At 63.9% G+C, this 14234-nt stretch carries 10 protein-coding genes; 3 read left to right on the forward strand and 7 right to left on the reverse strand.

The annotated features are described in order from the left end of the window. Position 1 precedes the first annotated feature (1 nt). Entirely contained in the window at positions 2 to 1828 is a 1827-nt protein-coding gene (gene glsA / locus B0E55_RS26960; protein ID WP_080910838.1) for a glutaminase A, read from the reverse strand. A gap of 252 nt (positions 1829 to 2080) precedes the next feature. Between glsA and dxs the strand changes: the two genes are divergently transcribed. Next, positions 2081 to 4027 (forward strand): 1-deoxy-D-xylulose-5-phosphate synthase, encoded by a 1947-nt coding sequence (gene dxs / locus B0E55_RS26965; RefSeq protein WP_019748259.1) that lies wholly within the window; start codon positions 2081 to 2083, stop codon positions 4025 to 4027. Between the two features lie 88 nt (positions 4028 to 4115). Here dxs and B0E55_RS26970 read toward each other — a convergent pair whose 3' ends face one another. The 3 genes from B0E55_RS26970 to B0E55_RS26980 all read right to left on the reverse strand — a co-directional run bounded on the left by B0E55_RS26970 (position 4116) and on the right by B0E55_RS26980 (position 7040). Then, positions 4116 to 5558, reverse strand: a complete 1443-nt coding sequence (locus tag B0E55_RS26970; protein ID WP_020907569.1) for a sugar porter family MFS transporter — start codon at positions 5556 to 5558, stop codon at positions 4116 to 4118. A 213-nt stretch (positions 5559 to 5771) separates the two neighbouring features. After that, entirely contained in the window at positions 5772 to 5981 is a 210-nt protein-coding gene (locus B0E55_RS26975) for a hypothetical protein (protein WP_020969504.1), read from the reverse strand. 42 nt (positions 5982 to 6023) lie between these two features. Beyond that, positions 6024 to 7040 (reverse strand): iron-siderophore ABC transporter substrate-binding protein, encoded by a 1017-nt coding sequence (locus B0E55_RS26980; protein WP_020969505.1) that lies wholly within the window; start codon positions 7038 to 7040, stop codon positions 6024 to 6026. 124 nt (positions 7041 to 7164) lie between these two features. Between B0E55_RS26980 and B0E55_RS26985 the strand changes: the two genes are divergently transcribed. Then, the gene (locus B0E55_RS26985) at positions 7165 to 7716 is read left to right on the forward strand and encodes a TetR/AcrR family transcriptional regulator (RefSeq protein WP_080910864.1); all 552 of its coding nucleotides are present in this window, start codon (positions 7165 to 7167) and stop codon (positions 7714 to 7716) included. 102 nt (positions 7717 to 7818) lie between these two features. Continuing rightward, the gene (locus B0E55_RS26990) at positions 7819 to 9390 is read left to right on the forward strand and encodes a GMC oxidoreductase (RefSeq protein ID WP_080910839.1); all 1572 of its coding nucleotides are present in this window, start codon (positions 7819 to 7821) and stop codon (positions 9388 to 9390) included. A gap of 66 nt (positions 9391 to 9456) precedes the next feature. Here the strand turns inward: B0E55_RS26990 and B0E55_RS26995 are convergent, their stop codons facing one another. From B0E55_RS26995 to B0E55_RS27005, 3 genes are all read right to left on the reverse strand, one after another. Next, a complete protein-coding gene (locus B0E55_RS26995) occupies positions 9457 to 11562 on the reverse strand; it encodes a 3-hydroxyacyl-CoA dehydrogenase NAD-binding domain-containing protein (protein WP_047888396.1) in 2106 nt (701 codons plus the stop codon). After that, on the reverse strand, positions 11563 to 12783 hold the full coding sequence (locus B0E55_RS27000) for a thiolase family protein (RefSeq protein WP_003942598.1): 1221 nt from the start codon (positions 12781 to 12783) through the stop codon (positions 11563 to 11565). Positions 12784 to 12944: 161 nt separating this feature from the next. Further along, on the reverse strand, positions 12945 to 14234 hold the full coding sequence (locus B0E55_RS27005; RefSeq protein WP_019748264.1) for an HRDC domain-containing protein: 1290 nt from the start codon (positions 14232 to 14234) through the stop codon (positions 12945 to 12947).

The raw sequence follows: 14234 nt of genomic DNA on the forward strand, positions 1-14234 counted from the left end.
CCTATCCGATTCGTCCGGCGGATATGACACTCCGCAACATCAGGTCCAATTGCTCGTAGGCGCCCGCAGCCAGTCGTTCGAGAAGCGCAAGTTTCAACTCGGGTGCCTGTGCGGTCAGTTCTGCATATCGCTCCGGAGTCAGCACGGCCACGGTGACCGTGGAATCGGCGCGGATGTCGTTGAGGAACGGAGTGTCGAGGAACATCGTCATCTCGCCGAACGTCATTCCGGCGGAGAGCGTCGTGATGCGGTGCTCGACCCCGTGCGCGTCGGTGAACATGGTGCTGACCTGGCCACTGAGAATCAGGTAGAAGCCAGACGCCGATTCACCTCGGCGGGCGATCTTCTCGCCGCGGGCATAGGTACGAGTCTCCAACTCTGCCGAGAATCCCTCGATCTGTGCCGCGGACAGAGCATCGAGAACTGGGTGGTCCTCGATCGAGATCGTCGACGCCTGCCGTTCGGCCTCACAATGCACCGCAAGCAACGTGTCTTCGCACCACTGCATGGCGGAATCGAGATCCGCAAAAACCCGACCACTTCTTCTGGCGGGGTCGATGCTCGAACTTCGTTGTCCCAGCAGTCCTTGCGGATCGACGACGGCCACCGCACAAGCCTGCTCGGCCAGTTGAACCTGCAGCGCGGTGATCATGCGTACTGCGACGTCGCTGGCGTCGTCGACACGGCGGACGTCGATGACGACAACTTCGAGGCCCTCGTCCACCGAGCCGATTTCGCGGACCGCCGATTCGGCACCGGTGAAGAGGAGATCGCCGTGCAGTTCGTAGACCCGGCTGCGCTTGCCGACGTCGTCGAGCACAGCCTGTTCGGTCGGGGTGCGTCGTACTCGCGACGGTGCTTCGATGACGCTGTATCTGGCCCGGATCGACGAGCGTGACGCCCGCGTCACGTGGAGGAAGTGCAGTTCGAGTTCCTTCGACAGTGCCCGGGCAGACGCAACTCCGCGAACGCTGTTTCCGTGAACGTCGAGCCTGGGGGAGTACACCGCGATGCCGATCTGGCCGGGCAGAACCGCCAGGACTCCGCCGCCGACGCCGCTCTTGGCCGGCAATCCGACCTCCACCAGCCACTTTCCGGCGCCGTCGTACATGCCGCACGTCGCCATGACGCTGAGGACCTGTTCGACGCCCGCGGGGGCCAGCGCGCGCTCGTGGGTGAGCGGATTGACACCGTTGTTCGCCATCGTCGCAGCCATCAGACTCAGGTCGCGGCAGGTCACGTCGATCGAGCATTGACGGAAATACAGGTCGACGGCCTCGTCGGGATTGCCGGTGATGACGTCGAAGGATCGCAGCATGTGTCCGATCGCGCGGTTGCGGTGACCGGTGCGCGCCTCGGAGGTGTAGACCGACTCGTTGAATGCCAGTTCGCGGCCCGCGTACCTCGAGTACGCCGAGCGGATGCGCTCGAAGCGGGCCTCGGGATTCGGGCCGGCGACCAGTGATGCAGCGGTGATCGCCCCGGCATTGATCATGGGGTTTCGTGGCCGTTCGGTGAGCGGGTCGAGGCTGATTTCGTTGAACGGCTCGCCGGATGGTTCGACGTCGATTTTCGCGGCAACCGCCTCGCTTCCCCGATCGGCGAGAGCCAAGGCGAAGGTGAAGGGTTTCGAGATCGACTGAATGGTGAACGGGATTCGCGAGTCGCCGATCTCGTAGACGTAACCGTCGACGGTGGCGATGCAGATTCCGAACGAATCGGGGGCGACCGCCGCGAGTTCGGGGATGTAGTCGGCCAACTCGCCCTCGTCGAGTGATCGGACTTCGTCGAACACTCGCGTTATCAGGTCTTCGACCACAGTTCCCATATGTCGACCTTAAGCCGACATGGCGGTCGTTTTGTGGAACAAGAGTTGTCGAGTCGATTGCGACGGATCCCATTTGTCTGTGATTGCGATCACGAGCGATCCGTGGGATTTCGCTGTTACGCGAAGTCACACCGGATTCGGGCCGAGTCCGCGTGTCGGTTCGCCGGAACGCTCCGTAGACTGGCAGCACTGTCGCGAAGACAGCCGCGGCGCGCACCGGTGCAGCTGTGAAGCACGGAGGGAGCGATCTCGTTGGGTGTTCTTGCCCGCATTCAGGGTCCTGACGATCTACGTCAGTTGAGCCACGCCGAGATGACGGAGTTGGCCGACGAGATTCGTGAGTTCCTCGTGCTGAAGGTCGCTGCGACCGGTGGTCACCTCGGGCCCAACTTGGGCGTCGTGGAGTTGACCCTCGCACTGCACCGAATTTTCGACTCGCCGCAGGACGCGATCATCTTCGACACGGGCCATCAGGCCTACGTGCACAAGATCCTCACCGGTCGTCAGGATCAGTTCGACACTCTGCGTAAGCAGGGCGGACTGTCCGGGTATCCGTGCCGCGCCGAGAGCGAACACGACTGGGTCGAGTCCTCTCACGCTTCCGCCGCGTTGTCCTATGCCGACGGCCTCGCGAAGGCCTTCGCGCTCACGGGCCAGAATCGCCACGTTGTCGCCGTCGTCGGTGACGGCGCCCTGACCGGCGGAATGTGTTGGGAAGCCCTCAACAACATCGCAGCCGGAAAAGACCGTTCGGTGGTGATCGTCGTCAACGACAACGGCCGCTCGTACGCGCCGACCATCGGCGGCCTCGCCGACCATCTTTCGGCACTGCGCACCGCGCCGAGTTACGAGCGCGCCCTCGACAGTGGCCGACGCATGGTCAAGAGACTGCCCTGGGTGGGGCGCACCGCGTACTCCGTCCTGCACGGAATGAAGGCGGGTCTCAAGGACGCTGTCAGCCCTCAGGTCATGTTCACCGATCTGGGTATCAAGTACCTCGGACCGGTCGACGGTCACGACGAAGCCGCCATGGAATCGGCGTTGCGCCGGGCGAAGGCCTACGGCGGACCGGTCATCGTTCATGCCGTCACTCGTAAGGGCAACGGTTACGCACACGCCGAGAACGACGTGGCCGACCAGATGCATGCCACCGGCGTCATCGATCCCGTCACCGGTCGCGGCACCAAGTCGTCCGCGCCGGACTGGACGTCGGTCTTCTCGGCCGCATTGATCGAGCAGGCTTCGCGTCGTGAGGACATCGTCGCCATCACCGCGGCGATGGCCGGGCCCACCGGCCTCGCGGCCTTCGGGGAGAAGTTCCCCGATCGGATTTTCGACGTCGGTATCGCCGAGCAGCATGCGATGACCTCGGCCGCCGGTCTTGCACTTGGCGGACTTCACCCCGTCGTTGCTATCTACTCGACCTTCCTCAATCGGGCTTTCGACCAGTTGTTGATGGACGTCGCACTGCTCAAACAACCGGTGACAGTCGTGCTCGACCGCGCCGGGGTCACCGGAGTCGACGGCGCCAGCCACAACGGCGTCTGGGATCTTTCGCTGCTCGGAATCATCCCGGGGATTCGCGTCGCGGCACCGCGTGATGCAGACACACTGCGGGAAGAACTGGACGAGGCGCTTCTCGTCGACGACGGCCCAACGGTCGTACGGTTCCCGAAGGGTGCTGTACCCGAAGCGATTCCGGCAGTGAAGCGACTCGACGGAATGGTCGACGTTCTCAAGGCCAGCGAGGGTGAGCGCGGCGACGTGCTCCTCGTCGCGGTGGGCCCGTTTGCATCCTTGGCACTGGAGATTGCCGAGCGGCTCGACAAGCAGGGCATCTCGGTTGCCGTCGTTGATCCGCGATGGGTTCTGCCGGTCGCGGATTCGCTGGTGAAGATGGCGGACAAGTACGCCCTTGTGGTCACCATCGAAGACGGCGGTCTGCACGGCGGCATCGGTTCGACGGTCTCGGCCGCGATGCGTGCCGCCGGAGTGCACACGTCGTGCCGCGACATGGGCGTTCCCCAGCAGTTCCTCGATCACGCCAGCCGCGAAGCCATCCACAAGGAACTCGGACTCACGGCTCAGGACCTCTCCCGCAAGATCACCGGCTGGGTGGCGGGGATGGGCAGCGTCGGCGTCCACGTCCAGGAAGACGCGTCGTCGGCTTCGGCTCAGGGCGAAGTCGCGCAAGGCTGACGGCTCGTCTCACGATAATCTCGAAAAGCGGTGGCCCTCGGATCAATCCGAGGGCCACCGCTTTTCGGTGTGAAACCGTGAGATCTCGCTACTGGACGGATTCGAGTGTGCTGCCTCGCGTTTCCTTCACGAATCGCAGGACGACGAACAGTGACAACGCTGCCATGACGGCGTAGCCGGCGTAGGTGTACGACAGATTCCAATCGGCCAGTGCCGGGAACGTCCAGGAGACCAGGAAGTTCGCGACCCAGTTGGTGGCGGTCGCAATTCCTACTGCTGCAGCACGCACGCGATTGGGGAACATTTCGGAGATCAACACCCAGACCACCGGGCCCCAGGACAGAGCGAAGAAGAACACGAATGCGTTCGCACCGATAAGTGCGATAGTCGCGTTGGCTCCGGTCAGCGTGGCCACCGATTCGCCGATCTCGTTCTTGGTCACTGTTGCCGAATGGAAACAGAATGCCGCGGTGCCCAGTGAGATGGCCATACCGGCGGAACCGACCAACAACAGCGGTTTTCGACCGACCCGGTCGATGACGGCGATGGCGACAAACGTACCGACGATGTTGACCAAGGCGCTCACGACGCTGATCAGAAGGGAGCGGTCGGCGCCGAATCCCACTGCCTGCCACAGGGTGCTGGAGTAGTAGAAGATCACATTGATACCGACCAGCTGCTGCAGTGCGGCCAACGCGATACCGACCCACACGAGGTGGGAGACGCCGAGCCGCTTCGAGAAGAGTTGGCGGACCGTGGTTTTGGCCTGCTTCTCGCTGAGCGAGTCGCGGATCTCGTTCATCCGCTCGGTGACGGCGTCGTGATCGCCGCCTTCCAGGTCGGAGATGATCTTGCGAGCGCGATCGTCCTTGCCCTGCGCTACGAGGAATCGCGGCGACTCGGGAATCGTGGTCGTCATGATCAGATACAGAACTGCGGGAACGGCTTCGAGCATCAACATCCACTGCCAGGCCTCGAGGCCCGCGATCTGATTGCGATCGCCACCGGCCGCGGCCTGGAGTGCGTAGTTGACCAACTGCGACACGGCGATTCCGAGAACGATCGCCAATTGGTACATCGAACCGAGACGGCCGCGAATCGCAGCGGGAGAGATCTCCGCGATGTACGCCGGAGCGATGACCGATGCGAAACCGACGGCCAGGCCGCCGACCACGCGCCAGAACGTGAGGTCGTAGACGCTGAACGGAACTGCGGAACCGACGGCGCCGATTATGAACAACACCGCGGCTATTTGCATGACGCGGATGCGGCCGAGGCGATCTGCGAGTGTGCCTGCGATCCAGGCGCCGAGTGCTGCGCCGAGCAGAGTCAGTGAGACCGTGAGCCCGGTGCCCGAGGCGCCGATGTCGTACTTGTCTCGGATCGCACCGACTGCCCCGTTGATGACGGCGGTGTCGTATCCGAACAGAAAACCGCCGAGCGCGGCGGCGCCGGCGAAGAGCACTGCATGTCCGACGTCGGCGCGAGTAGCGCCGGATCCACCGCCGGAGGCGGTTCCGCTGAATGCCATTCCTGCCCCCTCAAAGGCCCTACGGTCGACACCCCGATGCGTCGATCCATCCGCGAGCACTCTGCACGCTACGCCCACCGGACGAGATTTGGCGGGGACTCACGCGCCGTTATCCAGCTGAGTCCATTCCCAGGTCGAAACAACCGGACGCAGAGACAAGGTATTGATTGCAGTCATTATGCAAACAATAATGTCGGTGCAGGTGAGGGCGGTTTACTTACCCGCGAGACTCTCGGCTTTTGCTGCGATGTCCTCGAGATCCTTTGCCATGAATTTCCGGGTCACCCGCGCGCCCAATCGACCGAATACCGCTGTGAAGATCTTCGAGATACGTGAAGTGGATTCGGATTCGCCGGAGAAGTACATCTCGAGGATCGTGCCTGTGGCGTCAGGCTTCAGAGTGAACCCGCTCGTGTAGTTCATGCCGTGGGAGTTGGCTTTGAGGGTGTCGTGAAAATCCCGTTTCTAGGCGGTCGCGCGCTTTGCGGCTTCACTCAACGTCGGTGTGATCTGGCCGAGGACCCAAGGCGTGCTCAGGACGTTGACGTTGCTCAGTCCGCCGATGACGCGGGTGTCGCTGAGGAATGCGGTGGATCCGCGTTTGACCGCGTCGAGTCCACCGACTGCGGGTATGCCGGACGGATCACCGGAGCCGTCGGTGAAGCCGACGATCACGTCGGCGTCGATGTCGGCGATGTTCTCGTAGGAGATCGTCTTGAAGAACGATCCACCTGCATTGTCCGCGGCGAGCTTCTCGACGCCCGGCGCGTTGACGAATCCGAGTTCCGTCAGCACCTGGACCCGCGGGTCGGTGGGCAGATAGACGTTGATGTTGCTCGAATCGGTGTCGAAGTTGACCACTGCCAATGTCTTTCCGGCGAACTCCGGGTGGGCTGCGGCGGTATCGGCGAGAGTCGCGTCGAGGCCGTCGACGAGCTTCTCGGCCTCTTCGCTCTTGCCGACTGCCTTGCCGACGATGCGGGTCTGGTCCTGCCAGGACGTCTGCCACGCTGCGCCGGGATAAGCGGCCGTCGGTGCGATCTTGCTCAGTTGGTTGTAGACGGATTCCTCGAAGCCCTCGTACGGCGCCAGGATGACGTCGGGGGTCAACGACGCGATGGACTCGATCGGCGGTTCTCCGCTGGCCGGCATGTCGAAGAGCGTTGTCTTGTCCGCGTCGAAGTAGTCCTGGGCCCAGGGCATGACGCCGTTGTCGTCCGCACCGTAGGTGTACTTGGGCTGTCCGACCGGAGTCAGATCGAGTGCGTACAGGATGTCCTGCGCGTTCCATCCGAGGGTGACGAGGCGCTCGGGCTTCGAGTCGATGGTCGTGGTGCCGAAGGTGTTCTCGATGCTGACGGGGAATCCGTCCGTACCTTGGGATGTCGTGGATGTGCCTGAATCCGAGGAGCACGAGACAAGTGCGGTGACCGCGATTGCAGCCGCACCGAGGGCAGTGAAGCCCCGAACAGATGTTTTCATGAAGGGCAGCCTAACCTACTGAATTTCGGCAGCCAAACGAAACCGATCGTGCCGTTTATGCAGGTGGGAGTCGGATCTCGACCGCGCTTCTCAGGGCGCCGTTTCGGTGGGCGATACTTTCCTCGTGCGATCACAGCAGAAGATTCTCGGCGCCGCCCTCGGGCTGATCGAAGGTGGCGGATTCGAGGCTGTGAACATTGCCGCAGTTGCCACCGCGGCCGGTGTCTCGCGCCAGACGGTGTACTCGATTTTCGGTACACGTGAAGAGGTCGTCTCCCAGGCGATGGGCGGTCTCGCTGTCGAGGTTCTCGGGGAGATCACGGCACAGGTGGAGTCGGTTGACACGGCGTGCGACTACGTCGTCGAATTCATCGTTGCCGCGCGAACTGCCGTGCGTGCTCACCCGGTGCTCGCGACTCTGCTCCTCGCCGAGCGGGGAAACCCTGTCTTCGATCTCGAAATGATGAGTCGAGCAATACCTTTCGCTGGTCAGATGCTCGCCCCTATGGTCGAACGTGGCCTCGCCACGGAGGCGGAGTTGGATGAGATAGTGGAAATTGCCGTGCGACTGGGGCTTTCGGTTGTTGCATTCGACAGTGACCTCGTCCATTCCGAAGACTCCTTGCGGGCCTTTCTCTCGAGGTGGCTCGGGCCCGCAATCCGGTCGACCTCGTAGTTCCTCGCCTGCTCCGCCAAAACCTTGACACTCGAGCGTCAGAGTGTCTAGTTTTGGCGTGCCCGGAATTCTCTGGCGACATTCTTCGAGGGAGCACCAGTCATGTCCGGAGTGAAACGTAGATCGTTCTTGGCCGGTACGGCCGCCGTGGGAGTCGCGATGATGGCGCCACGCACTGCCAAGGCTGCAACAGGGATTCCGCTGACACGTGAAGTGCACCGTGTCGTGGTTATCGGTTCGGGGTTCGGCGGAGGGGTGACGGCACTTCGCTTGGCCGAGGCCGGGGTTCCGGTCACCCTGCTGGAGAGAGGGATTCGGTGGCAGACCGGGCCGAATGCCGAAACTTTTCCGCATCCCGCCAGTCCGGACAAGCGTATCCTCTGGCATCAGTCCAACCCGACTCTGTTCGGCAGGCCGGCGATCTTCGAGCCATACGCGGGTTTGTTGGAGACGGTGACCGGTGAGAACATGACCGCGATCTGCGCAGCCGGGGTGGGCGGCGGATCGCTTGTGTACCAAGGGATGACGCTGCAACCGGAAGAAGCGGTCTTCAACACGCACTTTCCGGAGGAGCTCGATTACGCACGAATGGACCGCGTCCATTACCCGCGGGTGGCGCGGATGTTGCAAGTGGAAACTGCACCCGACGAACTGATTTCCAGCCCGAACTACGAGGCGGCACGTGTATTCGCGCGTAACGCAACGCGTTCCGGTCTACCCGTGTCGAAGATTCCGATGCCGATCGACTGGAACTACGCGTTGGCCGAACTGAGGGGTGAGATGAAGCCGTCGTACACCAACGGTGACGGCGCGCTCGGTGTCAACAACGGGGGCAAGCATTCGGTGGATGTCACCTACATTGCGGCAGCGGAAGCGACCGGATTGGTGAATGTGGAGACTCTGCACCAGGTCACCGATGTCGAGCGGGCGGCCGACGGACGGTGGCGTGTGTACGTGGACCGGACCGACATTTCCGGCAAGATTCTCGAGAACAAGATTTTGACGACGGATGCGCTCGTGATGGCTGCCGGCAGCATGAACACCACCAAACTCCTGGTCCGCGCCGCGGCAACGGGGCGGATCACGGATCTGCCCGACGAACTCGGCGCGGGGTGGGGGACCAATGCCGACCGGATCTACATCTGGTCGGATCTCGCGGAGAATTTCGGTGCGACGCAGGGCGGTCCGGTCGTCTACGGCAGCCGGAACTGGGACGACCCGCATAACGCGTTCACCGTCATTCAGGCGTCGTTCCCGCCGGTGGCGTTCGACGCTCACAGCACGGTGATGGTCGGATTCGGGGTCAGCAGCGACCGAGGTCGGTTCGTGTACGACTCAGCGCGAGGCGAGGCGGTGCTCCGTTGGCCGAGGGATGGCGACTCTGCGATCCAGCAAGGCCACATCGGACCTGCGGCCCAGCGGATCGCGGCAGGAGGACTGCTCACCGACACCAACGCGTTACTGCCCTCCACCTGGCATCCCCTCGGCGGTGCCTGCATGAACTCGGTGTGCGATCTTGATGGTCGGGTTCTGGGCCAGCGAGGGTTGTACGTGCTCGACGGCGCTCTGTTGCCGGGGAACTCCGCTGCGTGCAATCCGTCGATGACTATCGCCGCCGTCGCAGAGCGTGCGCTCGAGAACATCGTGAAAGACGATGTGGGAACCCTATTCTGAACCTGCGCAAACGCCACGGACGGCGCACCCGAAGGCGCGCCGTCCGTGACGGGTCGATCGACTGACTCAGACGCTGGCAACACCAGGCGCGAGGAAGCGCTTGCCGTTGACAGCCTCGGAGGTACCGGTCCGGTCAAGGTACGGCGTGATGCCGCCGTTCCAGAATCCGAACCCGCCGCCGAGCAGCAGGCAGAGGTCGATGTCCTCGGCTGCCGCTACGACGCCCTCGTCGAGCATGATCTGAATTTCCTCGGCAAACGCACGACGTGTGCGCTCGAGGACCTCTTCCGAAGTGGACACCTTGTCACCCTGCGGCCACAGTGCGGCGACCTCGGGATCGACGGCCTGACCGTTCTCGCCCCAGGTCCACACGCCGGGCTTGCGAGCCTCGACGAGTGCTTCGAGTCCAGGTGAGCTCTTGAACCGGTCCGGGTACGACTCCTGCAGAGTCTCACCGGTGTGCAGAGCCACTGCGGGTCCGACGAGGGCCAGCAAGGTGAACGGCGACATGGGCATGCCGAGTTCGGCGATGGCGTTGTCCGCGACGTCGAAGGGGGTGCCTTCGTCGACGGCGGACATGACCTCACCCAAGGTGCGGGTGACGAGGCGGTTGAAGACGAAGCCGGCCTTGTCGCCGCACAGGACAGCAGACTTCTTCAGTGACTTCGCGGTGGCGAAAGCCGTTGCGAGCGTAGCGTCGTCGGTCTTGCTGCCCTTGATGATCTCGAGGAGTGGGAGAACGGCAACCGGGTTGAAGAAGTGGAAGCCCACCACGCGCTCGGGATGCTTCAGCTCGGACGCCATCTCCGTGATGGAGAGCGACGAGGTGTTGGTCGCGAGGATGGTTTCGGGAGCGATGAACTGCTCGAGTTCCGCGAAGACCTTCTTCTTGACGTCCATGTTCTCGAAGACGGCTTCGATGACGAAGTCGGTCTTGGCAAACGCGGCCTTGTCGAGTGAGCCGGAGACGAGCGCCTTGAGGCGGTTCGCAGCGTCGGGGGACAGGCGTCCCTTGCCCTGGAGCTTCTCGATTTCGGTGTGGACGTAACCGACACCCTTGTCGATGCGCTCCTGGTCGATGTCGGTCAGGATGACCGGCACCTTGAGCTGGCGGACGAAGAGCAGCGCGAGCTGGCTGGCCATGAGACCGGCACCGACGATGCCGACGCCGCTGACCTTGCGGGCGAGCGAGCGGTCGGGTGCTCCGGCGGGGCGCTTGGCGCGCTTGTTCACCAGATCGAAGGCGTACAGACCTGCACGGAGTTCGTCGGTCAGGAGGAGATCTGCAAGAGCCTCGTCCTCGGCCGCGAAGCCCTTGTCGAGCGAAGCGGCATCGGTGATGTCGGTACTGCGAGCCAGTTCGAGCAGCTCGACGGCCTTGACGGCGCCGGGAGCGTTGCCCTTGGTCTTGCCGTCGACGATCGCCTTCGCACGAGCGATCGCGTCGTCCCAGCCCTGGCCACGATCGATCTCGGGGCGAGCGGGGGTCACTGTGCCGGCGAGGACCTGCGACGCCCAGGCGAGGGACTGCTCGATGAAGTCGGCAGAATCGAGAACGACGTCGACGACGCCGAGTTCGAGTGCCTTCTTGGGGGAGAGCACCTTGTTCTGGTTCAGCGAGTTCTCGATCACCACGGTGACAGCGTTCGACGGGCCGACGAGGTTGGGGAGCAACTGCGTTCCGCCCCAACCGGGGACCAGACCGAGGAATGCTTCCGGAAGACCCAGTGCGCCCGCATTGGCGGCAACCGTGCGGTAGTGGCTGTGCAGGCCGACCTCGAGGCCGCCGCCCAGAGCGACACCGTTGATGAAGGCGAACGTGGGAACGGACGACTCACGCAGGCGTCGGAACACCTTGTGACCCAAGCGGCCCAGCTCGAGTCCCTGCTCACGAGAGGTGATCGCGGGAACACCCTTGAGGTCCGCGCCGGCGGCGAAGATGAACGGCTTGCCGGTGACGGCGATGGCAACCGGGTTGGCTGCGAAGGCTTCGTCGAGGGCGGCGTCGAATGCTGCGAGTCCGCCGGGACCGAATGACGACGGCTTGGTGTGGTCGAAGCCGTTGTCGAGGGTGATCAGTGCAAACGGGCCCTCGATGCCGGGGACCGAGATGATCTTCGTGTAGGCGTTCGTCACGACCTCGTCGGCGAATGCTGTTGCAATATCAGACATTTAGTTAACCCCTGCCTGGTAGTCAGCGTGGTTCGGGTTCTCCCAGATGACGGTGCCGCCCATGCCGAGTCCGATGCACATGGTGGTCAAGCCGTAGCGCACGTCGGGACGCGTCGCGAACTGGCGGGAGAGCTGCGTCATCAGGCGAACGCCCGAGGAAGCGAGGGGGTGGCCACACGCGATGGCGCCGCCCCACTGGTTGACGCGCGGGTCGTCGTCGGCGATTCCGTAGTGCTCGAGGAACGCGAGGACCTGAACGGCGAACGCCTCGTTGATCTCGAAGAGTCCGATGTCCTCGATCTTCAGGCCGGTGCGTGCCAGGAGCTTCTCGGTGGCGGGAACCGGGCCGATGCCCATGACGGCGGGGTCGACGCCCTGGTAGGCGAAGCCCACCATGCGCATGCCGACCGGCAGGCCGAGCTCGGCTGCGGTGTCCTCACCGGCGAGCAGTGCTGCGGTGGCGCCGTCGTTGAGTCCGGCGGCGTTACCGGCGGTGATGCGTCCGGCCGGGCGGAACGGCGTCTTGAGCTTCGCGAGATCTTCGACGGTGGTTCCGGGGCGCGGCGGCTCGTCTTCGGTGGCCAGACCCCAGCCCGCGGAACTGCGGGTGGCGACGGGGACCAGGGTGTCGGCGATGAAGCCGGCCTTCTTGGCAGCGTCGTACTTGTTCTGGCTGTTGACGGCGTAGGCGTCCGTGCGGTCCTTGGTGATGGTCGGGAACCGGTCGTGCAGGTTCTCGGCGGTGTTACCCATCACGAGGGCGCTCGGGTCGACCAGGCGGTCGGCGAGGAAGCGCGGGTTGGGGTCTGCGCCCTCACCCATCGGGTGGTGGCCCATGTGCTCGACGCCACCGGCGATCACGACGTCGTACTGGCCGAAGCCGATGCCCGACGCGGTGGTGGTGACGGCGGTCATCGCGCCGGCACACATGCGGTCGATGGCGAATCCGGGAACGGTTTCGGGGAGACCGGCGAGGATCGCAGCGGTGCGGCCGATGGTCAGGCCCTGGTCACCGGTCTGCGTGGTGGCTGCGACAGCCACTTCGTCGATCCGTGCGGGATCGAGCTGCGGGTTACGGCGAAGCAGCTCACGAATCGCCTTGACGACGAGATCGTCTGCGCGCGTGTCGGCGTACATGCCTTTCGGGCCGGCCTTGCCGAACGGGGTGCGAATGCCGTCGACGAAGACGACGTTGCGTTGGTTGTTTGTGGATGGAGCCACGCGAATTCCTCCTGATGGAGCTGCCCACCACTCCGAAGTGCGGTGAGACGTTGGTTCGGCGATCACGGCCAGGCGTCCGGCCTCGTATCGAGCGTACTACTGCCCATTACTGACCGGTAACTTAACGTGCCGAATTGCTCCAACCTCACACCGGGGTCAGGTCAGGATTCAGGCTCTTCTACTTCGGGCTCGGCCGGGACCACGGAGTTCAGTGCCTCGGCGAGGACGGGAACCGTCAAAGTGCGTTGCCAGCCACGTGCGCCACCGGAAGTGAGCTTGGTCTCGATTGCGCTCTCGACTTCGGTGATGTCGGAGTCGGGTTCCAACTTCCAGTCCCAGCACAGGCGCCTGACCAGGTCGGGTTGGAGCAGATTCTCCACGGGCACCGACACTTCCTTGCTCAGGTCCGACAGTGCGGCCCGAGCCGCCGTCAGTCGATCGGCCGCCGCCGGGTCCTGGCGAGCCCACCGGCCGGCGGCAGGGGGTCCGACGATCGGCGGGGTCTTCGGCGGAAGCTCGCTGTCCGGGAGCCTGCGCGCAGCTTCCAGCGCGTCCATCCACACACGCGAATACCGGCGTTGACGTGGTCCGCCGAACACGGGAAGCGAACGGAGCGCATCCAGCGACTGAGGATCTTTGAGAGCGGCGTCGATGATGGCGGAGTCAGGGAGAACCCGGCTCGGCGACACGTCGCGCTTGCGCGCGAGATCCTCACGCGCCTGCCACAGCGCCCGTACTGCCGCCAACTGCCGAGTGGTCTTGAGCGAGGTGATGTGCGATGTACGACGCCAACGGTCGGGCTTGGGCTTGGGCGGGCCGGCCAGACGGATGTACTCGAACTCCTCCTTCGCCCACTCGAGCTTGCCCTGGGATTCGAGTTCAGCTTCCATGGCGTCGCGCAGTTCGAGAAGCACTTCGACGTCGAGGGCGGCGTAGTTCAACCAGGCGTCCGGCAGCGGACGTGTCGACCAGTCCGCGGCCCCGTGACCCTTGCGAAGTTCCACCCGCAGGGTTCGTTCCACTATCGCGGCGAGTCCGACTCGTTCGAACCCGGCCAGTCGACCGGCCAGTTCGGTGTCGAACAGCTCGGCCGGTGTCAGGCCCAGTTCGGCGAGACCGGGGAGATCCTGATCGGCCGAGTGCAGCACCCATTGCAACGGGTTGATCGCCTCGGCCAACGGCTGCAGGTCCTGCGCTGTCGGGATCGGGTCGAGCAGGAACGATCCCGCTCCTTCGCGTCGGAGCTGGATCAGGTACGCCCGTGCCGAATAACGGAATCCGGATGCCCGCTCGGCGTCCACGGCGAGCGGGCCGTGGCCGGAGGCCAGCGCGGCCGCGGCGTCGGCGACACCGGCGGCAGTGGTGATGACGTCCGGAACTCCGTCACGCGGAACGAGCAGCGGAACTACGTCGGAGGTGGGCTCGGTTGCATCATCGGTGACTTCGGACAT

This window comes from Rhodococcus sp. 66b (assembly GCF_002076325.1).
Lineage (GTDB): Bacteria > Actinomycetota > Actinomycetes > Mycobacteriales > Mycobacteriaceae > Rhodococcus_F > Rhodococcus_F erythropolis.